The 21,776-nt window shown below is 59.1% G+C and carries 12 protein-coding genes; 10 read left to right on the forward strand and 2 right to left on the reverse strand.

Annotated elements, in window-relative coordinates; genetic code table 11:
- From VL547_RS06830 to VL547_RS06845, 4 genes are all read left to right on the forward strand, one after another.
- A complete protein-coding gene (locus tag VL547_RS06830; RefSeq protein WP_325576601.1) occupies positions 1-1,434 on the forward strand; it encodes a bifunctional 2-methylcitrate dehydratase/aconitate hydratase in 1,434 nt (477 codons plus the stop codon).
- A 97-nt stretch (positions 1,435-1,531) separates the two neighbouring features.
- Complete coding sequence (locus VL547_RS06835) at positions 1,532-3,901, forward strand: ABC transporter permease (RefSeq protein ID WP_325576603.1); 2,370 nt, start codon at positions 1,532-1,534, stop codon at positions 3,899-3,901.
- A 1-nt stretch (position 3,902) separates the two neighbouring features.
- Positions 3,903-6,281 (forward strand): ABC transporter permease, encoded by a 2,379-nt coding sequence (locus VL547_RS06840; protein WP_325576608.1) that lies wholly within the window; start codon positions 3,903-3,905, stop codon positions 6,279-6,281.
- Between the two features lie 15 nt (positions 6,282-6,296).
- The gene (locus VL547_RS06845) at positions 6,297-7,361 is read left to right on the forward strand and encodes a DUF695 domain-containing protein (RefSeq protein WP_325576610.1); all 1,065 of its coding nucleotides are present in this window, start codon (positions 6,297-6,299) and stop codon (positions 7,359-7,361) included.
- Positions 7,362-7,717: 356 nt separating this feature from the next.
- On the opposite strand, the gene VL547_RS06850 is transcribed toward VL547_RS06845, so the two are convergent.
- The gene (locus VL547_RS06850; RefSeq protein ID WP_325576612.1) at positions 7,718-12,133 is read right to left on the reverse strand and encodes a PKD domain-containing protein; all 4,416 of its coding nucleotides are present in this window, start codon (positions 12,131-12,133) and stop codon (positions 7,718-7,720) included.
- Between the two features lie 157 nt (positions 12,134-12,290).
- Between VL547_RS06850 and VL547_RS06855 the strand changes: the two genes are divergently transcribed.
- From VL547_RS06855 to VL547_RS06880, 6 genes are all read left to right on the forward strand, one after another.
- Positions 12,291-14,960, forward strand: a complete 2,670-nt coding sequence (locus tag VL547_RS06855) for a TonB-dependent receptor (RefSeq protein ID WP_325576614.1) — start codon at positions 12,291-12,293, stop codon at positions 14,958-14,960.
- A gap of 6 nt (positions 14,961-14,966) precedes the next feature.
- The gene (locus VL547_RS06860; RefSeq protein ID WP_325576616.1) at positions 14,967-16,079 is read left to right on the forward strand and encodes a sensor histidine kinase; all 1,113 of its coding nucleotides are present in this window, start codon (positions 14,967-14,969) and stop codon (positions 16,077-16,079) included.
- Complete coding sequence (locus VL547_RS06865) at positions 16,054-16,764, forward strand: response regulator transcription factor (RefSeq protein ID WP_325576619.1); 711 nt, start codon at positions 16,054-16,056, stop codon at positions 16,762-16,764. The genes VL547_RS06860 and VL547_RS06865 overlap by 26 nt, the downstream gene beginning before the upstream one ends.
- Before the next feature lie 48 nt (positions 16,765-16,812).
- Entirely contained in the window at positions 16,813-17,946 is a 1,134-nt protein-coding gene (locus VL547_RS06870; protein WP_325576621.1) for a hypothetical protein, read from the forward strand.
- 215 nt (positions 17,947-18,161) lie between these two features.
- Positions 18,162-18,449: a hypothetical protein gene (locus VL547_RS06875; RefSeq protein ID WP_325576623.1), complete on the forward strand. Its 288-nt coding sequence runs from the start codon at positions 18,162-18,164 to the stop codon at positions 18,447-18,449.
- Between the two features lie 75 nt (positions 18,450-18,524).
- A complete protein-coding gene (locus VL547_RS06880; protein WP_325576625.1) occupies positions 18,525-21,275 on the forward strand; it encodes a glycoside hydrolase family 2 protein in 2,751 nt (916 codons plus the stop codon).
- Here the strand turns inward: VL547_RS06880 and VL547_RS06885 are convergent.
- Positions 21,272-21,682 carry a hypothetical protein gene (locus tag VL547_RS06885; protein ID WP_325576627.1) on the reverse strand — a complete coding sequence of 137 codons (411 nt, stop codon included), beginning with the start codon at positions 21,680-21,682 and terminating at the stop codon, positions 21,272-21,274. The genes VL547_RS06880 and VL547_RS06885 overlap by 4 nt on opposite strands.
- Positions 21,683-21,776: the final 94 nt, after the last annotated feature.

Below are 21,776 nucleotides of genomic sequence, written 5' to 3' on the forward strand. Positions count from 1 at the left end.
ATGCAACGTACCGCAGACAAAGTTTTAACCGATATCGTCGACTACGTCCTGGATTATTCCATAACCTCCGACCTCGCCTGGTCGACCGCGCACTATTGCCTCCTCGACACCATCGGGTGCGGTCTCGAAGCGCTGACCTACCCCGCCTGCACCAAGCTGCTCGGGCCCATCGTCCCCGGCACCGTCGTACCGAACGGCGCCAAGGTCCCGGGAACGGCTTACCAGCTGGACCCCGTCCAGGCCGCCTTTAACATCGGCGCCATCATTCGCTGGCTCGACTTCAACGACACCTGGCTGGCCGCCGAATGGGGCCACCCCTCCGATAACCTCGGCGGCATCCTGGCCACCGCGGACTGGCTGTCGCGTACGGCGGTCGCGATGGGCAAACCGCCCCTGACCATGAAAGCCGTCCTGGACGCGATGATCCGCGCGCACGAAATCCAAGGCGTTATCGCGCTGGAAAACTCGTTCAACAAAGTAGGACTCGACCACGTGCTGTTGGTGAAGGTCGCGTCCACCGCCGTGGTGGGCCGGTTGATGGGCCTGACCCGGGATGAGCTGGTAAACGCGTTGTCGCTGGCCTTTGTCGACGGGCAGTCGTTGCGCACGTACCGGCACGCGCCCAATACGGGTAGCCGTAAGTCCTGGGCCGCGGGTGACGCGACCGCCCGGGCCGTACGGCTCGCGCTGATGGCGCGCACCGGGGAGATGGGCTATCCCTCCGTCCTCACCGCGCCTGTGTGGGGCTTCTATGACGTCTCGTTCAAGGGACAGGCGTTCCGTTTCCAACGGCCCTACGGCAGCTACGTCATGGAAAACGTCCTCTTCAAGATATCCTTCCCCGCCGAGTTCCACTCCCAGACCGCGGTGGAGGCCGCGATGACGCTCCACGCCAAGCTCATGGAAACCGGCCGCCGCGCCGAAGACATCCGTCACATCCGGATCCGCACGCACGAGGCCGCCATCCGCATCATCGATAAAAAGGGCCCGCTCCACAACCCCGCCGACCGTGACCACTGCATCCAGTACATGGTCGCCGTGCCGTTGTTGTACGGACGCCTTACGGCCTCCGATTACGAGGACGCCGTCGCCGCCGATCCCCGGATCGACCGGCTCCGCGACACCATGGAGTGCGTCGAAGACCACCAGTTCACGGCCGACTACCACGACCCCGAAAAACGGTCCATTGCCAACGCCCTCACGGTGGAGTTCAACGACGGCACGGTGTGGGACGAGGTCGTCGTCGAATACCCCATCGGCCACAAACGCCGCCGGGACGAAGGTATCCCCAAGCTGCTCGAAAAATTCCGGACCAACCTTGCCCGGGTCTACGCCCGCAAACAGGCGGATACCGTGCTGGGCTTGTCGCTGGATTTTGCGCGCCTGATCGGTACGCCCGTCCACGAATGGGTAGACGCGCTGGCGCACGTGTAGTGTACGTTTTCGATACAGGCGAACGCCCGCGCAAAAACGCAATACACTGGTCCGCAACGAATTGCTACCTTGGCGTTGTTTTCGGAGTGGAAGGAGCATGCTACGCTCCTTCATCCTTTTCGCCTGGCGGAACCTCAAAAAGAACCGCGTCTATTCCGCGATCAACGTCCTCGGGCTGGCGACAGGCATGGCCATTGCCATCCTGATCGGTCTGTGGATGTACGATGAACTGACCTTCGATCGCTATTTCGACAACCATCGGACGATTGCCCAGGTGATGTCGACGACGCCGGTCAATGGGGAGCTGCGGACTTCCAAAGCGACGCTGCTTCCCCTGGGGCTCGGTTTACAGGGAAAGGACATTCAATCGGTGTCGATGGCCTCGTGGAACGAGAACCACAGCCTGCAGTACAACGACGTCAAGGTTTCCGGCGACGGCATGTTCGTCCAGCCGTCCTTCGCCGGCATGTTCGGCCTAAAGATGCTGGAGGGTAGCCGGGAAGGGCTGAGGGACCCATCCTCCGTCCTGTTAAACGCCTCCACCGCGAAGGCTTTGTTTGGGACCGAAGACCCGATGGGCAAAACGGTGCGCGTGTCCGGCAGCTACGACATGACCGTGGCGGGCGTTTTCGAGGACTTCCCGGAAAACACCAGCCTCACGCGCACGCACCTGCTGATGCCCTGGGACAGGTACATCATCCTCAATGCGCACTGGTACCATAATTGGGAGCACCAGTGGAACAATCATTCTTTCCAGGCTTTTATACAGCTGAAACACGGCGCGGACATACACGGGTTGGAACAGCAACTGACCGCCGTTGTCCGGTCACACCCCGAGAGCGCCAGGGAATCCATACTGGTGCACCCCATGGACCGGTGGCGGTTGTACAGCGAATTCAAGAACGGCGTCTCCGTGGGCGGTCGCATCCAGTTCGTCTGGATGTTCAGCCTCATCGGCGCTTTCATACTGATCCTGGCGTGCATCAACTTTATGAACCTGAGCACCGCGCGGAGCGAAAAACGCGCGCGGGAAGTGGGCATCCGCAAGACGCTCGGCTCGCTGCGGGTACAGCTGGTGGTGCAACTCTACATCGAATCCATAATTGTGACGCTTCTCGCGCTGGGCATCGCGCTTTGCCTGGTGAAATTGTCGCTGCCATTCTTCAACGGGCTCGCGGATAAGCACATGCGGCTTCCATTGACGTCTTTGAGCTTTTGGGGTTCGGCCCTGGCTTTTACGCTGTTCACCGGCCTCATCTCCGGCACCTATCCAGCCATTTATCTTTCTTCCTTCCGCCCGATCAAGGTCCTCAAGGGAACCTTCAAGGCCGGCCGGCTGGCGGCACTTCCCAGGCGCGTGCTCGTCGTCCTCCAGTTCACTGTTTCGGTGGCCCTCATCATCGGAACGACGGTCGTGTTCCTCCAGGTGCAATACGCCCGGGACCGGCCCACCGGCTACGACCGCGGGGATGGTTTGATCGTCGTCAAACTCAATACCTCCGGCCTTTACGGGCACTACACCCCCTTGCGACAGGACCTGCTGGCGACCGGGGCCGTGTCGGACATGGCCGAATCGAACGGCGCGACCACACAGGTCGTGAGCACCATGACCGATTTCCGGTGGGATGGCCTGAAACCCGACGCTAAACCTGAATTCGCCTACGTGGCGGTGACCCACGACTACGGCAACACCGTCCAGTGGCAGGTAAAAGAGGGACGCGACTTTTCACGGGCGTTCAGCTCCGATACCGGCGCGATCGTCCTCAACGAATCGGCCGTCCGGTTGATGGGCCTCAAGCACCCGGTAGGGACGGTCATGCACGTCCAACAGGAATCGCACACGGTTGTCGGCGTCGTGAAAGACATGGTCATGGAATCGCCCTACACCCCGGTGTCGCCCACCATCTACACCCTGGACTATTCCTGGACCGAGTCCATCCTGCTGCGGCTTACCCCGGGTTTGCCCGCGCAGTCGTCGCTCGACAAGGTGGCGCGCGTTTTTGCCAGATACAACCCGGGAATGCCTTTCGAATACAAGTTTGCCAGCGACGAATACGAACGCAAGTTCTCCGACGAAAAGCGGGTCGGCCAGCTCGCGGGTGTTTTCGCGGGGCTGGCCATCCTGATTTCCTGCCTGGGCCTGTTCGGCCTGGCCAGCTTCGTGGCCGAGCAGCGTACCAAGGAAATGGGCGTGCGCAAGGTGCTGGGGGCTTCCGTTTTCCACATATGGAAACTCCTCTCCACCGAATTCGTGCTGTTGGTCATGCTCTCCTGCCTGATCGCGACGCCGGTCGCGTGGTACTACCTCGATAGGTGGTTGTCGGCCTATGCCTATCATACCCCGATCTCCTGGTGGATATTCCTCGGCGCGGCCGGGGGCGCGCTCGTCATCACGCTGACGACGGTGAGCTTCCAGTCCATCCGCGCGGCCCTGGTGAACCCCGGAAAAAGCCTAAGATCCGAATAATATGATCCGCAATTTCCTGACGATCGCCTGGAGGAACCTCCTCAAGCAAAAGGCCTACTCGGCCATTAACGTCTTCGGGCTGGCCAGCGGAATGGCCGTGGCCCTGATCATCGGCCTCTGGATATGGGACGAGATGTCCTTCGACCGCTACCACGCCAACCACGAACGGCTGGCCACGGTCATGGTCAACCAAACCTTCAACGGCGTCCGGGGCACCGACCAGACGAACTCCTATCCTGTGGGGACCGAGCTGAGGACCAAGTGGGGCAACCTGTTCAAGGCAGTGTCGCTGGCTACCTGGAACGAGCCCCACATCATAGCGGCGGGTGAACAGAAGATCACCCAAACGGGCGTGGCCGTCCAGCCGGAATTCCCGGACATGCTATCGCTGCATATGATCTCGGGCAACCGGTCCGCCCTCAAAGACATGGCCTCCGTGCTGCTGAGCGCCTCGACGGCCAAGGCATTGTTCGGATCGTCCGACCCGATAGGTAAGACCGTCAAGGTCGATAACCGCACACCGCTAAAGGTGGCGGGAATATTCGAGGATCTGCCCAAGAACACCTCCTTCAACGGCGTTAATTTCCTGTGGTCCTGGGACGAATACGGGGCGGTCAACACCTGGCTGAAAGGAACGGAAACCGAATGGGGCAACCACTCCTGGCGGTTGTATGTCCAGCTCAACCCGCACGTGGGCATGCACCAGGCGAGCGAAGCCATCAAGGGCATCGTCACCCCCCACGACCAGATGAAGGACAACGAAACGCTCACGCTGCTGCCGATGGACGACTGGCGTTTGCACGACGAGTTCGTCAATGGGGTCGCCACCGGCGGCGGCCGCATCGCCTTTGTCTGGCTGTTCGGCATCATCGGCGTCTTCGTGTTGCTGCTGGCGTGTATCAACTTCATGAACCTGAGTACCGCCCGGTCCGAACGCCGCGCCAAGGAGGTAGGCATCCGCAAGACCCTCGGCTCGCTGCGCCGCCAACTGATCGGGCAGCTGCTGAGCGAGTCCCTGTTTATCGCCTGCCTGGCCCTGATCCTCGCGCTGTTGCTGGTACAACTGTCCCTCCCATTCTTCAACCAGCTGGCCGACAAAGACATGCGCCTGCCCCTGGGGAACGGATGGTTCTGGCTGATGACCCTGGGCTTTGCCCTCTTTACCGGGCTGGTATCGGGCAGCTATCCGGCCCTCTACCTGTCCTCCTTCCAACCGATCAAGGTCCTGAAGGGCACGTTCAAGGTAGGAAAGCTCGCGTCGCTCCCGCGGCGCGTCCTCGTCGTGGTCCAGTTCACCGTATCGGTGGCGTTGATCATCGGCACCGTCATCGTATACAAACAAGTCCAGTACGCCAAGAACCGCCCCGTCGGCTATACCCGCGAAGGCCTGCTGACCATGGACATCAATACCCCGGAGATATGGGGTCACTACAACGAGCTCCGCGGCGACCTGCTCCGCACCGGCGTAGTGGAAGACATGGCCGAGTCCAACAGCAAGCCCACCGAAGTCAACAGCAACCAGATCGGCTTCGAATGGGCGGGCAAGGACCCCGCCACCCAGCCGGCGTTTGGCATCATCGCCGTCACCTTCGATTACGGGCACACCTTGCACTGGCACATCAAGGAAGGCCGCGACTATTCCCGCCAGTTTACCACCGATTCCAACGCCCTGATCCTGAACGAAGCCGCGGTGAAGCTCATCGGGATAGCCCATCCCGTCGGCATGACCATCCAATGGAATGGCAAACCCTACCAGGTGATCGGCGTCATCCACGACATGGTCATGGAGTCGCCCTACACCCCGATAAAGCCCACCGTTTTCTACCCGAACTTCGGTTGGACCAGCTCCATCATCGTGCGCGTCAAGCCCACGGTGCCGATCGGTTTCGCGTTGGCAAAGCTCGCGCCGGTTTTCCACCAGCACAACCCCGGCAGCCCCTTCGAATACAAGTTCACCGACGATGAGTACGCCACCAAGTTCTCCGACGAGGAACGCGTCGGCCGGCTGGCCGGCGTCTTCGCCCTGTTCGCGATCCTGATCTCCTGTCTCGGCCTCTTCGGTCTCGCCAGCTTCGTCGCCGAACAACGCACCAAGGAAATGGGCGTCCGCAAAGTCCTCGGCGCCTCCGTGTACAGCCTCTGGCGCCTCCTTTCCACCGAATTCGTCGTCCTGGTCGTCATTTCCTGCTGCATCGCGACCCCCATCTCCTGGTTCTACCTCCACCAATGGCTACAGCGGTACGAGTATCGCACCGGCCTCCCCTGGTGGCTGTTCGTCGCCTCCGCCGTCTGCGCCCTCCTCATCACCCTGGCGACGGTGAGCTACCAGGCCATGAAGGCGGCGCTCGCGAGTCCGGTGAAGAGTCTCCGGACGGAGTAGTATATTGCCCTTATTATGGGCATATTCGATAAGCTTTTTCAGCGGGAAAAAAAGGACCCGGCGGAGGCCTTCTGGCAATGGTTTGGTACACAGGAAGCGACGTTCTTCCAGGTGATGAAAAATAAAGGGGATGTGGTCGAGCGGGTCCTCGACGAGTTGACACCCCGGTTACACAAGGTCAATCCCGGATTTTTCAGCGAGATCGGGATGGCCTCCGACGACGTCGCCGAGATCATTATAACCGCCGAGGGCGATGTAAAGAACTTTGTATTCGTCGAGCATCTGGTTCGTTCTGCACCGACGCTATCCAATTGGAAATTTACCGCGCTCAAGCAACCGGCGGGCTGGCGCATCCACATGAACGGCTGCACGTTTGACGAGCACACGTTATCTTTTTACAGCGAACCGCTGGCGGAATACCCCGACGAAATCTGTCTGAAATTTGTGCACCGGGACTTTTCAGAGGAGCAGCGGAAAACGATGGACTCGGGTACATCTATATTCCTCAGCAACTTGCTGGGCGAGCTGGCAACCGCCACGCAGGTCGACACCTTCGAGGTCGTGCCTGCACCTTCCGGCCAGGAATTGATCCCCATCCGCGAACTGCCGGCTTACCTCGCCTGGCGGGAAAAAGAGTTTGTCGAAAAATATTCCGACGGCATGTCCGGGGAAGAGTTTTCCCAGTGCGCCGTCCTGGAAGGCACCATCAACGGATTGCCCCTGATTGCAATGGTTAACCAGGATCTTCTGCGCTGGGACTCCAAGCCCTCCCATCCGTGGATGACCGTTATAGACATTGCCTACACGGTATCGAACAACGGCATGCCCTCCACCGATTCCTCGGAGGCGATGAATGCTTTCGAAGACCAGCTGCCCAAGCAGACCGGCTGGCTTAACTTAGGCCGTGAGACCGGGGACGGCCATCGAAAAATCTATATCGCGTCCAACGAGTTCCGTAAAATATCCGAAGTGGTCGCCAATCTGATCGCCGGGCATCGAAACCTGAAGATCGATTACTCCATCACCAGGGATAAGTATTGGCTTGCGCTAAAGCACCTGCAGCCGCACGCATCCGTTTAGCGGACCGCCTAGGGCGCATCCTGAAAAGCGGCGGTGACACTTTCTATGGGGGCCCGGCGATTCGGTTCAATGGCGTCGTCGACGTGGCGCGCCCGCCCCATTTTCTCGCTTTGATTTTTAGGCAAGCTATAGCTTGCAAAATCGCCCCATTTGCGTCGTTTACCCAAGGCAAGACTTGCCTAAAATAAAGGGCGAGGCCCCCGGGGGTTTGGGGGTAAGCTATACCTTGAAAAATAGCACAATTTCCCGCGTTTCCCCAAGATTTACCTTGCCCAAAAATCAAAGCGTGGAAAAGGCTCCGGGTGCCTTCCGCGAAGCATCCTGAAATATGACGGCAGGCAACGCTCCCGAACGCCCTAGCGTATCAACACCACCGTCCCATGCAAATGAAACACCTCCCCCGTCTCGCAAATAACTTCGAGTAAGTATACATAAGCCCCCGGCGGCATATCGCGCCCGTTGCAGGTGCCGTCCCAGCCATAGTCCTCGGAGTTGATGGGGATGTTGTCGCGGCTGTACACCGGACGGCCCCAGCGATCGTAGACCGAGAAGTGGTTGATGGCCTTGATGCCCTTGCCGAGGGGGTAGAACTTGTCGTTGTGCCCGTCGTGGTTGGGGGTGAAGGCGCTGGGGATGGAGACCGCGTCCTCCCGGCAGATGAGGTTGATGGTGATCTGGGCCGTCGCGGTGCAGCCGTAGGAGGTGGATACGGTCACCGTGTAAGTCGTATTGGATGAGTTGGGGTAGGCGAGCGGGCTGGCGCAGTTCGCACAGGTCAGGCCATCGGGCGGGGTCCACAGGTAGGAGACGACGTTGGCGCTGGCGACCGGGGTCAGGGGCAGGCCGATACCCGCGGGGGTGACGGCGACGGATGGCAGGGAAACGGTCGGCAGCGGTTCGACGTTGACGGTGATAAAACTGGTGTCGGCAAAGCACTGGAAAAGGCTTTGACCGACGACGGTGTAGGTGGTGGTCGCCGACGGGCTGGCCACCGCGGAGCCGCCGGAGATTTGACTCAGACCAGCGAGCGGCGCCCAGGTATAGGTGAAGCCGCCCAATACGTCGAGCGAAACCGATCCGCCCTGGCAGATAAAGGTATCGGTCGGGGCGCGGAGTACGATGTCGGGGATGACCTTGACGGTATCGACGGCGGTGGCGGTGCAACCGGCGTAGGAGGAAGCGGTGGCGTTTATCATGACGGTGCCGGGCTGGGTGAAATAGTAACCCGGGCTATCCAGGGCCGAGGTCGTCCCGTCGGGGAAGGTCCAATGCCAGGTAAGGGCCTGGTGCAGACTGTCGTAGACGAAACTGACGATGGCGGGGTTGAGCGGCAGCCAGGTCGAGTCGCAGACGTGGGTGGACCCGAGCTGGAGGTGCAGCGTGTCCATCAGGATCGGCTTGGGGGTATTGAAGGTCGCCTGACAACCCGTGGAGTCCTTGAGTATCAGCGCGGGGGTATAGATGCCGGGGAGTACGTAGGTATGGGTTTGGGTGGTATCGCTGGACTCTATCACCGTCCCGTCCCCGAAATCCCAGAAATAGGACGAGGCGTAGGCGGCGGTAGCCGAGAGCGTTACTTCCTGCGGGACGCAGCCGAGTTGCCGGTCCGCCCTGAGGAAGGCGCGCGGGCCCTTGACGAGCACCGAATCGGTCGAGACGATATTGAGTCCGCCCGCGCCATAGGCGGTGAGGGTCACGATATAAATACCGGGTTGCAGATAGGTGTGGCTGGGTTTGGGGTTGTTGTCGGCGGTCGCCCCGTCCCCGAAGTCCCAGTGAAGACTGTCGGCCGCAAAGGTGGTGCTGATGAAGTAGGCCACCATGGGGGGACAGCTGGCGCTGTTGATGTATTGGGTGGTATAGGTAAAGGAGGCGTTCAGGTCCTCGATCGGCACGGGTTTCGCCACGGTGTCGGCGCAGGCGGCGGAGTGCGCGATCAGCGTCACCGTGTCCACCATCGTCACCGGGTACGTATGCGATACCGAAACGGGATCCGTCGACGTCGACCCGTCGCTTTGGAACCGCCACAGGTAGGCCGTCCCGGGGGGCGCGCCGGTACTGCTGTTGTAGAATGTCGCCGATGAGCCCGGGATAAGGTTCGCCGGCGTCCAGTAGAAATCCGCCTGCGGTCCCCCTACTGTCACTGCGTCATAGGTGACCGATGTCGTCGCGCTGCAGCCCAGCGAATCGGTAACCGTCAACGTCGGCTGGTAGGTGCCGGGGGCGGCATAAAAATGCATGATAGTGTCCCCGTTGGTCCGCGTGATGGTGGTGTCGCCCAGGTTCCAGACCCATTTGACGATGGGTACGCTGTCCTTGGTGCTATCGGTAAAGGTCACGGGCGTCTTGAAACAGGGCACATCGAGCGCGCCAAACCCCACAACCGGACCATTCACCTTGATCGGTATAAAATTGGAAGTATCGTAACACCCGAAGTACACGGACTTCAGGATCACCCGCAGCGAATCCTCGCCGGGCGCTATACCCCCCACCGTACCCGAATAGGTAACCGACACCGATCCACCCCCATTCATACCCGTGCTATCCGGGTATTGCCAGCGGTTGACGTTATAATAGGCGCCCCCAAGAGCGGCATAATTTGTATCCAGCCGCGCGATCGACACCGGAAACGGATCGCCCCCGCAGATCGCCGCCGACGTCGAGGACAAGAGCGGGGATTGTTTCAGCAAGACAAAAACCTGGGCGCTGTCCGTCACCGTACACGGCCCGTTGGTCGCCGTCAGCACGACGTTGTACGCACCGGACTTGGTATACGTATGACGCACCGTATCCGGGCCTCCGGCCAAAACGGAGACCGGCGCGGAGCCATCCCCGAAATTCCAGACCCACGACGCCGCCTTCATCGCCGAATCGGTGAAAACCACCGTTCCCCGCGTGCTGTCGCAGGTATTCAGGGATTTTATGTTCGGGAACGGGGCATTGACGCGGATATACTGTACGCGGGTGAAGGTGTCCGCGCAACCGGGATTGGAGGCGATCAGGGTAACGGTATAATTGCCGGAATCCGCGTAGGAATGGTAGGCCGGGTTCCCGTCGTTTTCGATCCACGGCCCGTCGCCGAAGTTCCAGGTATAGGCGCTGGCGTTCCCGGTGGACTCGTTATTGAACTGGACGGGGTTGTTGCCGCAAATCAGCGTGTCGGGCGCCATAAACAACGCCGTCGGCTTGGGGTAGACCACGACGGTCAGGGTATTGGAAACGCCCCGGCAACCATGGTTGGTGATGAAGGACAATGTAATGGTATAGGTACCGGGTTTGTCGAAAACCTTAACGGGGTTGGACAGAACAGACGTCGTCCCATCGGAAAACGTCCAAAGGTACTGAACCAGCGTATCCACCGACGTTGCGCTCAGGGCGTCGCTGATGATGGCGCATACGCTATCGGAGGGCAGCGGCGTCTGGATACCGGTGATCACGGCCGTGGGCGGCGTGATCGAGACCGGCATCGTTATCGTCCCTTTGCATCCGTTGGCGTTGGTGATGGTCAGGCTGGGGTTGTAGGTGCCGTTCGCGGGGTACGTAAAGCTGGCGGAACGGGCGGTGGACGTGTCGCCTGGCCGGCCGTCGAAGTTCCACAACCACGCCACGGCGGCAGAAGACGTGTCGTCAAAGCTAATTAAAGCCGGCGCCCCGCAAACCGAGTCCAATGTAATGACAAACCCGGACGGGTTGATCCCGCCCTTGACGGTAACGGGTTGGGTCACGCTCGCGGTACACGCGCCAAAGGTTTCGGTCATGGTCACGTCGTACGTTCCGGAAGCGCTGAAGTCGTGCGTAACGCTGGCGCCGGCGGCCGTGCCCCCGTCCCCGAAGACCCAGGTCGGCGCTCCGGTCCCGGGGGGACTGGTTATGTCGGTGAACAGCGCCGGGCTGCCCGAACAGGCATTCAGCGGCAGGTTGAATTGGGGATTGAAGTCGGCGGCGTTGACCAGCTCGGTTTTTGTCGTGGTGGCGCTGCAGCCGTCGGAGCTCGACACGGTCAGCGAAACCGTATACAGCCCCTTTGCCGCAAAAACATGCGCTGGGTTGGCGTCGGTCGAGGTCGTCCCATCCCCGAAGTTCCACAGGTAAGAAAGCGTACCCGGACCCGAAGAGGTATTGGTAAAATGCACCGGGTCGGCAAGACTGCACAGGATCGTCGAATCCACCGTAAAGCTGGGCGACACCGGCGGATAGACCGTAACGGCGTTGTTCATCGTCACGGTGCTGGTACAACCGAAGCTGTTCGTCACCGTCAATCCGGGCGAGTAGGTTTGGGCGAAGTTATAGGTATTAGTGGCCGTGGCGCTGGTCGTGCTGAGGGTGTTCCCGTCCCCGAAGTCCCAGAAATAATTGGTAATGGTCCCCGCGCCCGGGGTGGAGGTGCTGGCAAACGAGGTGGTCAGCGGGACGCAGCCCGACCCGTTCGTCAGCGTAAAACTGACAACCGGTTTGGGGTACACCGTAATAGTAACGCGCTTTACAGAGGTTACGCCACCGTCGACAACGGTCAATGTGGCCGTATATGTTTGAGCGACAGCATACGTCGCCCCCTGGGTCGCCTGGAATGGCCCGGGACCTGCCGCGTTCCCATTCCCAAAATCCCAGGTATACTGCGCTGAAGCCGAGGCCCCCGTCGTGGTATTGGTAAACGTCACCAGCAGGGGAGAACATCCCCCAGTCGTACTGACCGTAAAATTTGCGGAAAGCTGCGCCCGGACGGCAATGCAGGGGCACAGCAGCAGCAGGAGCGCCAGGGTACGAAGCGGCATGAGGGTAACGGTTTTTACCAGGATTAATTGGACTCTAACAAATCTATAACAAATTTACTACACCTCCAACCGTTTGCCGCACCTTTTCCCCCGTTTGCAGCAGGCGCCCCCAAATGCCAAAAGACGCGAATTACCTTTGGTGACAAATTTAACTTTTGTGAGAAATATTCTTTTCGTCCTCGCTACTTCACTGTTTTTCGCGATGACCGCTTCAGCCCAACAAGCCCCGCCGGCCGCAAAACCAGCCGCCGGAAAGGGCGCCCCCGCCGGCCCTCCCACCTTGGGTCGTGCCTTCGGGAAGGTGGCAGACTCCACCGGCAAGCCCCTGGAAAACGCCAGCGTATTGCTTTTAAAACCCACCATAGACCCCTCTACCAAAAAGAAGAAACTCGTGCTCATCAAGGGCATGGACACCAAGGCCAGCGGCGAGTTCAACTTCGAAGACCTGCCCATCGTCGGTCAACTTGTCCTGAGGGTTTCGGCTGCCGGTTACAAAAGCCAGGAAATCCCCTTCATGGTCATGAACCCCGCGGCGATGAAGCCGCAGGCGCAACCGGCCGCCCCGGCGGGTCAGCAGAGCAGCAACCCGTTCGGCAGCATGCCGTCCTTCGAAAAGGACCTGGGCACCGTGATGCTCGCCAATGACGTCAAGGAGCTCAGCGGCGTCGTGATCAATGCCACGCCCCCCGCCATGAAGCTGGAAATGGACAAGAAGGTGTTCAACGTCGAGAAAAACATAACCTCCACCGGCGGCACCGCCGTGGACGTAATGCGGAACGTACCCTCCGTCAACGTCGACATCGACGGGAACGTCACGCTCCGCGGCGGATCGCCCACCATCTTCGTGGATGGCCGGCCGACCACGCTGACCCTGGACGAAATCCCCGCCGACGCCATCGAAAGCGTGGAAGTCATGACCAACCCGAGCGCCAAATACGACGCTTCCGGCGGCGGTTCGGGCATCCTCAATATCATCCTCAAAAAGAACCGCAAGCGCGGCTATAACGGGAACGTCAACGCCGGTATCGATTCGCACGGCGCGCCCAACGCCATGGTGAACTTCAACATCCGCCAGGGCAAGGTCAACTTCAACGCCACCGGCCTGTACAACGGCCAGGACGGCAAGACCACGGGCACGACGGACCGGACCACCTTCCTGGGGAACCAGTCCCAGCTCTATGAAACCGACCTTACCCGCACCAAGGCGCACTTTTTGTTCGGGACCGTGGGGATGGACTATTTCGTTTCCAACCGCACCACCCTGTCCGGGGCCTATTTCAAGGTGCACGGCGTCCTGGACCCGCACGAGAACTCCCAGATCCGGATCGACAGCTTGCTGAACGGGGTGATGACGCCCCAGTACAGCCAGCGTGTCACCGACAATAACCGCTGGTTCGACGCCAACGGGGTGCAGCTGGGGATGAAGCACAACTTCAAAAAGGACGGGGAAAACTGGACCGCCGACGCGACATACTTCCACGTCACGAGCGACGGGACCGCCACCTATACCACGGACTATTTCACGGGCACCCCGGGCACGCCCATCAACCTGAGCACCGTCCAAAAGACGGTTGGGTCGGCGGCGCCTGGTTTTCTCACCATCCAAACCGACTATGTCAATCCCTTTGGCGCGTCGTCCAAGCTCGAAGCCGGCTTGCGCGCCTCCATCCAGCACCTGGAAAACGACAACAGCACCTACAATGTGGACGCCAACGGTCACGACCAGCTGGACACCTTCAGCGTCAGTAACTACAGGAGCAACAGCCAGGTGTATGCGGCGTACCTGAACTGGACCAGCGCCATCGGGAAAAGTTTCGGGTATGAGATCGGTCTCCGCGGCGAAAGCTCCCGGTACACCGGCGACGTGACCAACCTGAAGGAGCACTTCGAGCACAACTACCCGGTCAGCCTGTTCCCCACGCTGTTCCTGAGCGAGAAGCTCAAACACGACCAGGAGCTCCAGCTGAGCGCCACCCGGAAGGTCAACCGGCCCAGCTTTTTCCAGCTGCTCCCGTACACCGACTACTCGGACACGCTCAATATCACCCGAGGCAACCCGAACCTGGTGCCGGAATTCACGTACAACTTCGAGCTGTCTTATATAAAGACGTTCAAGCATAACAACACCATCCTGGTGTCGGCGTACTACAAATACACCGACAACCTGATCACCCGGTTCCAGGAAAAAGGGATCAACCCACAAGGCGACTCCGTGCTGATCAACACCTACGAGAACGCCAACAACGCCCAGACCTACGGCCTGGAAGCCACCGGGACGCATACGGTCACCAAGTGGTTCGACTACTCGCTGAACCTGAACCTGTACAACGGGCATATCAACACGAACAACCTGAACGAGGCCTCGCAGAATGCCCTGTGGAGCTGGTTCGGCAAATTCAACAGCAACTTCAAGCTGCCGCAGCGCTTCTCCGCGCAGCTGACGGCGACCTACCAATCGAAGACAAACCTGCCGGTCAACCAGCAACAGAACCAGTTCGGCCCCCCGAACTCCACTACCCAGGCGTCCGCCCAGGGGTATATCCACCCTTTCTGGGGCGTCGACCTGGCGGTAAAACGGACCTTTTTCAAAAACGACGCGGGCTCGATCACCGTCAGCATGTCGGATATTTTCCGGACCCGCTGGTCAAAAGTATACAGCCTGACGCCGGACCTGTTCACCCAGGAATACGACCGGCTCAAGGACCCGCAGCTGGTGCGCGTCGTGTTTGCCTATCGCTTTGGGAAAATGGACCTGAACCTGTTCAAACGGAAAAATATGAATAGCTCGGGCATGAATGATGCCGGCCAAAGCATGGGTGGTCAATAGTAAGCCATGAATGACAACGGGACTAGGAGGGAGGCCCCTGTGAAAAAGCGGGCCTGGTATGAAAGGAAATGGATACAGGTGGGGCTCCACACGGCTTTTTGGGCCGGGTTGATGATACTGCCCCACCTGTTGATATGGCAAGGCACAAAAGAAGTCGCAAAGACGAACCAGACAGCGCCCCCGAACACGGGGGTCCTCCCGACCATCCTGGAGTTCCTATCCTATGGCTTTTTTATAGGCCTGTTCTATTTCAACGCGGCGGTCCTGACCAAGCGTTTTCTGTACACCCGACGCTACTGGGTCTACGTGCTGGTCGTCCTGAGTATTTTTTTCTGCAAGGTCCTGATCTTCTATCCGCTCACGCACGCCCTGCACGACGACTACCAACCGAGCTTTTCCACCTATGTGATCGCTAATTTCCTCGTCCTGATCTTTTTTATGGCGCTGAGCACCGCCTACCAGGTCATCGGGGACAAGGTCCGGACCGACAAGCTGACCCAGGACCGGCAGGAAGAACACCTCAAGACCGAGTTATCTTTTTTGCGTTCGCAGATCAGTCCCCACTTCATGTTCAACGTGCTCAACAACATCGTGGCCCTGGTGCGGATGAAATCCGACAAGCTGGAGCCCACCATTTTCAAGCTGTCGTCGCTGATGCGGTACATGCTCTACCAGGCGGACGACCAGAAGATATCGTTGCAAAAAGAGGCGGATTACCTGCAAAGCTATATCGACCTCCAGGAAATGCGGGTGGGGGAGAAGGTGCGGTTGCACGTGTCCATCAAACCAGGGCCAGATCCCTTTACCATCGAGCCCATGCTGCTGATCCCGTTTATCGAGAACGCCTTCAAGCACGGGACGGGGTATATGGAATACCCACAGATCGACATCCACCTCAGCGTCACCGACGGATTGCTCTATTTCACCGTCCGCAACCGCTTCAATCCCCAGCACGAAACCAAGGACGCCACGTCGGGGATCGGCCTGGCCAACGTCAAAAGACGGCTCAACCTCCTCTACGGGAACGAATACGATCTTTGGATCACCACCAAGAACGACTGGTTCCTGGTATCTTTGCAGCTAAACCTACAATATGTTGCAGTGCATAGCAGTAGATGACGAGCCGCTGGCCTTGCACCTCCTGGAGGACTACCTCACCCGGGTGCCGGACATCCGACTGGTCGCTAAGTGCGGGGACGCGTTCGAAGCGGGGAAAATCCTCCGCAGCCAGCCCATCGACCTGATGTTTCTCGACATCCAGATGCCGGGTCTGAGCGGGCTGCAGTTTATCGAAAGCCTGGCGCAAAAACCCATGGTCATCCTCGTCACCGCCTACGAGCAGTTCGCGCTGGAAGGGTATACCCTCGACGTGGTCGACTATCTCCTCAAACCCGTCGAGCTGGACCGCTTCCTGAAAGCCTGTAACAAGGCGTGGGAGCTGCACCAGTTGCGGCTGGCGGGCGCCCAGGCGACCAAAAGCCCGGGCTACTTCTTTGTCAACGCGGACTACAGCCTGCTGAAGATACAGTTCGAAGACATCTCCTGGATCGAGGGGTTACGAGACTATATAAAAATCCACCTCAAGGGCAACAACCGCCCGGTGGTCGTGCGCATGAGCGTAAAGGGCGTGGAGGCGGAGCTCCCGGCCGCCGATTTCATCCGTGTCCATAAATCATACATTGTCTCCATAAAGGACATTACCGCCATCCGTAAGAACAGCGTCTTTATAAAGGACCAGGAGATTCCGGTGGGTGATACCTACAGGGACACCCTGATCCGGCTTACGGGGAGAAGTATTTCGTAGTACATTTACTACGCATTAGATTAATGGTTAAGTACGTTACCTTTACCTATGCAGTATGAGTTGTTCAACTGGGAAAAGCAACAGGTAAGCGAAGCCAACGCCGCCCGTGAGCTGGACCGCATCAAAGCCGCTTTTATGGCGGTATTGGTATCGAACGAAACGGATATGGCGATCGGCAGGTATGTCCGGATGCACCAGGAAGGCATCCTTTTGTCCGGAGACGCAAGGCTGGATGAATTATCGGTTTTCCTGGAGAGCCACGCCGCCGCTTATCTTTCTCCCGACGCGCCGTTGCCGGTTTTCCGCCGTCACTATTTCGCCGGGTGGGTGCGCGAGCGGCTACCCGTGGTCAAGGAGCGCCTGCAGCACGGCGCCGTCGATCCCCGGCTGTCGGAGGTGATCGTCGAGTTGTGCAGGGAGACCATCCAGGACGACGACCTGACCTACCGGCAGTGGTTCCCGTTACGGGACCTCGTAGACTTCGTCCTACAGCTTTCCCCTGGCCTGAAGGGGGACATGACCGCCACCCAGCGGATCGTCGAGTTCCTGTATCGCCTGAACATCAATACCACCTCCCTTTACCGGTACGCCAAGACGACGATAGAGGAAGACATAGAGGACAAGGAGTTCGCTTATCAAAAGGTTTCGGAAGTAGGGCGGATGAAGCGTTACCTCAACTTCCTGGAGCACAAGCCCGGTTATCAGTTCGTCGACGGCCGCGTCAGCCTGACGCTCATGTTGTCCACCTGGCTCGAAGACTTGAACCGGGTAAAAGAAAAAGAAGCGCAGGAGGCCGGGGAGGAAGGCAAAGAGGATGACTCCGGTTTTGGGCTCGACTCGCAGAAAGTTATTACCTCCCTTACTGTCAATGAGCTTGGCCTGCTCGTCCGGCTGTTTATGGAAACCGGCGTTTTCCGGACGCGCAACCGCAAGGGGCTTGCCCGGTTCATGGCCAAGAACGTCGTCACGCTGAAGAAGGAGGCGATAGATGAAGTGTCCACGGCCCACCTCTATGGCACGTTGTATTCGATGACCGACGCCACCCTGGATTCGGTCCAGGCCATCCTCAACCGGATGCTGGTACGCCTGGGTAAATTGCGCCTCGAGCAGCGGCAGAAAAAACCGGTGGCGAAAAAGGCGGCGAAGCCATCCTCCAAGACCCCGGGAAGGTCTAAAAAATAGTCATCTAATTTACTGATTTACATATATTTAAACCGATAAGTGTTAGGGACTAGCTAGGGTGTGAATTTGTTATTTGGACCTCTGTGTACCAAATTTGTACCGGTGCACTGTACATGCAATGTACTATTATGGCTAAACCGTTGAACAACGCTTTCAAATGGACACTTTTATTTCCAATAAAGTGGTGGGGGCGAACATCCGACAAGGATTTTGCGATGACATACCTCTATGACCGACCAGTAACAAAAGAGGCACAGCAGAACGACGCCCAGGAACTCATGGGTCTTCTGCGAAACCTCATCCGAAAAGCAGCCATCCAGGGCTATACGAAACCCTGGCTTGAAAATGCGCTCAAAACCACGTTGCAAACATACCCCCATCTTCTCGGGACGATGCAGGAGGTAGCCATCCTCCTGTTCATCTCCCGGAGCGTCACGCGTCACTGTCCCTTCAGCCTCGACACCGACGAGATCGAGCTGCTTTGGCACACGCCCCGGAAGTAGATACTTTTTTATCATTTTGTGGGCTTTCGCGCTGGCTCGCGGCAGATAAGCGGAAATATTTCGCAAATTTGGCCGATGAAGCGGATCGTATTTATCCTGATGCTTGCTTCCGTTGCGCGCGCGCAATCGGTCAGGCAGGTTGAGCTCACTCATTTTTTCCTGCAATCCACCGCGGTAACCGATCCTTCGGGTGCGGCCCTGACCACTCCAGGGTATGCGGAAGACCGCTATTGGTTCCCGGTGACCGTCCCCTCGACCGTGCTGACCGGCCTGGTCGCCAATAACGTCTACCCCGACCCGTACCAGGGCATGAACAATATGCGCATCCCCGACGCCAACGATACTTTTAATGTACAATATCACCTCGATCAATACAGCCACCTACCCGGCCAGCCCAATCCCTGGAAAAAACCCTATTGGTACCGGACGTCGTTTACCGTTCCCCCGACGGATAAGGGACGACACTTCGAGCTGGTGTTCAAGGGCATCAATTACCGCGCGGAAGTTTGGCTCAACGGCAGGCAGATCGCCGATACCGCCCGCATGGTCGGCATGTTTGGCGGGTACAACTTTGACGTCAGCGACGCCATCCGCGATACCAACATCCTGGCCGTCAAGATATTCCCCCTAGACAACCCCGGTATGCCGGCGCCGCCCCAGCTCAAGGCGCTGGGCGACTTTTTCCTGAACGGGGGCCCGTACGGGGACATCGGCCAGAACGTCACCATGCTGTGCTCCATCGGCTGGGACTGGATCCCCGAGGTCCACGACCGTAATATGGGGATCTGGCAACCGGTTTACCTGAGGACCAGCGGGCAGGTAACCATCGGGCAACCACACGTGGTTACTTCTTTCACCGATACTACGTCCGCCCGGGTCGCGGTGCAGCTGCAATTGCACAACTACGGCGGCGCCGCTTCGGGTGCGGTGTCGGTGTCGCTGACTCCCGAAACATTTTCCGGTCCGTCGTTGCGTCTGGAGCGTGCCGTATCCGTCGGCTCGCACGCCACGCTCGATCTCGACCTCGGCGCCCTGACCGTCGCCCATCCCCACCTTTGGTGGCCCAACGGCTACGGCCGTCCCGACCTCTACCGGATGCGGATACAATACCGGGTGAACGGCCATATCTCCGACGACACCTCTTTCCTGGTCGGTATCCGCACCGTCGGTTCGCGGACCGTCGACGTCGATGGGTGGGTCCGCCGGGATTTCTATGTCAACGGCCGGCGGGTGCACCTCGTCGGCGGCGCCTGGGTGCCGGACATGATGCTCAACCGGGATTCCGCCCGATACGACTACGAGCTGCACCTTTGCCGGAACGCCAACGTCAACCTCGTCCGCATCTGGGGCGGGGGGATCGGTGAAACCGATGACTTCTATACGCTTGCCGATCGTTATGGCCTCCTGGTATGGCAGGACTTCTGGATAACCGGCGACACGCAGGGCGAATTCAAGGGATCGCCCGCCTGGCCGTTTCAGACGCGTGTTTTTGTCCACGATTTATTATCGACGATACTGCGCATCAGGAATCACCCCAGCCTCCTGGTCTGGACCGGCGGAAACGAAGGCCACGCCCGCCTGGAACTCTACAACGCCATGCGGGACAACGTCGCCATGCTCGACGGCACCCGGCCCTTTATCCCCAGCTCCTCCGGTTTTGCCAAACAGACCCGGGACTTCAAGGGCTCCTGGCCCGACGACAAACCCTCCGGAGTCTACAGTGGCGGTTCATACCGTTACCGGGACGCCGCCACGTATTATGCGTTGGTCGATAGCGGCAAAGACTGGGTCTTTAAAGACGAAACCGGTCTCCCTTCCCAGCCGCCCTACAACACGCTGGCAAAGGTCATCCCGGACCTGGTCCCCGACACCAGCCTGCCCTTCCCGCTCAACAACACCTGGGGCTACCACGACGCCTGCGAGGGCGCCGCTCGCTATTCCGAATATTACGCCACCATGGCCGCACGCTATGGCACGCCCACCGGCATGCGGGATTTTTCGACAAAAATGCAGTTCCTAAATGCCGACGGCTACCGCGGCATCTTCGAGGCCGCCGGTCATCACCTCAATACCACCGGCGGCGTCATGCTCTGGAAGCTCAACAGCGCCTTCCCCAGCGTGGTCTGGCAGATATACGACTGGTACCTGGAACCCAACGCCGGCTATTATTTTATGCAACGCGCCTGCGAGCCCGTCCACGTCCAGCTCAACCTAGACGACACCGTCGTGGCCGTCGTGAACCGTACCTATATCCGTCGCCCCGGTTTGACGCTGCGCGCCGACGTCCGCGCCCTCGACGGACGTCTCGTCTACCACCGCGCCGCGACCGTGTCCCTAGACACCACCGACGTCAGGGAAGTGTTGCCGCTGGCCTCCATCCTGTCCTCGACCCCCGGCGTCAGCTTCGTTTGCCTCTCCCTCGACGATGCTTCCGGCCACCCGTTATCCCGCAATGTATATTGGTTCCAGCGCGACAAGGACTTCACGGGTTTGTCTTCGATGCCCCGCGCCACGGTGACGACGTCCCTGATAAGCTCGCGCAAAACGGCGCGCGAATACACGTACACGCTTCGCTTTACCAATCCCTCCAGGGGTCTGGCGTTCTTTTTGAATCCGCAGGTGGTTGCCGGAGCTCTGTCCTCTCCTGACGCTCCCCGTGACGAGGTCATGCCTTCTTTCTGGAGCGACAACTACTTCTCCCTGGAGCCCGGCGAGTCCTCCACCCTCACCGTGAGCGTCCCTATCGGGAAGGCCCGCGGCGTGTTGTCGGTGGTCGTTGACGGGTGGAATGCTTCCGCGGCCGCTTTGGCGCTGCCCAAGCCCTAGCGGTACGTGATCTTCCAGTGGAGTTTCTCGAGCGTGTCGACCGTAAAGCTCTCACGGTGAACGATCAGGAAGAAAAGACTGTCCCTCAGGTTCGGGTCGTCCTTGAGGTCGAGGTAGCAAAAGAAGACGTGGAGGCAGCTGTCGTCCGCGAGGTTGATCGCATTCACCCACGAGTTTTTATTGGCCCCCTTGCCTTCCGGTCCGTATAACAGGTATGGCCTGACCGTGTCCCCGGGTTTGAGAATGCAGTCGTCTCCGAACTTCAGGTTTTCGTAGGAAGAATCGCACGACAGGTAGTAGTGGATCTCCCTGCCGGATTCGTTGTACAAGGTCAGGGATGCCGACCGGTCCCTCGATTGGCAGGCCGCCAGGAAGATCAGCGCGCACACGAATATTTTTCTATACATACCCTAAAAAATTTTGTATATTTTGGGATCGAATGTCTATGCGCTCCTCCACCGAAAAAACCGAACGGCATCCTGCCGATAGCCGCGCCGCCGC

Source organism: Dinghuibacter sp. (assembly GCF_035492835.1).
Taxonomy (GTDB): domain Bacteria; phylum Bacteroidota; class Bacteroidia; order Chitinophagales; family Chitinophagaceae; genus Dinghuibacter.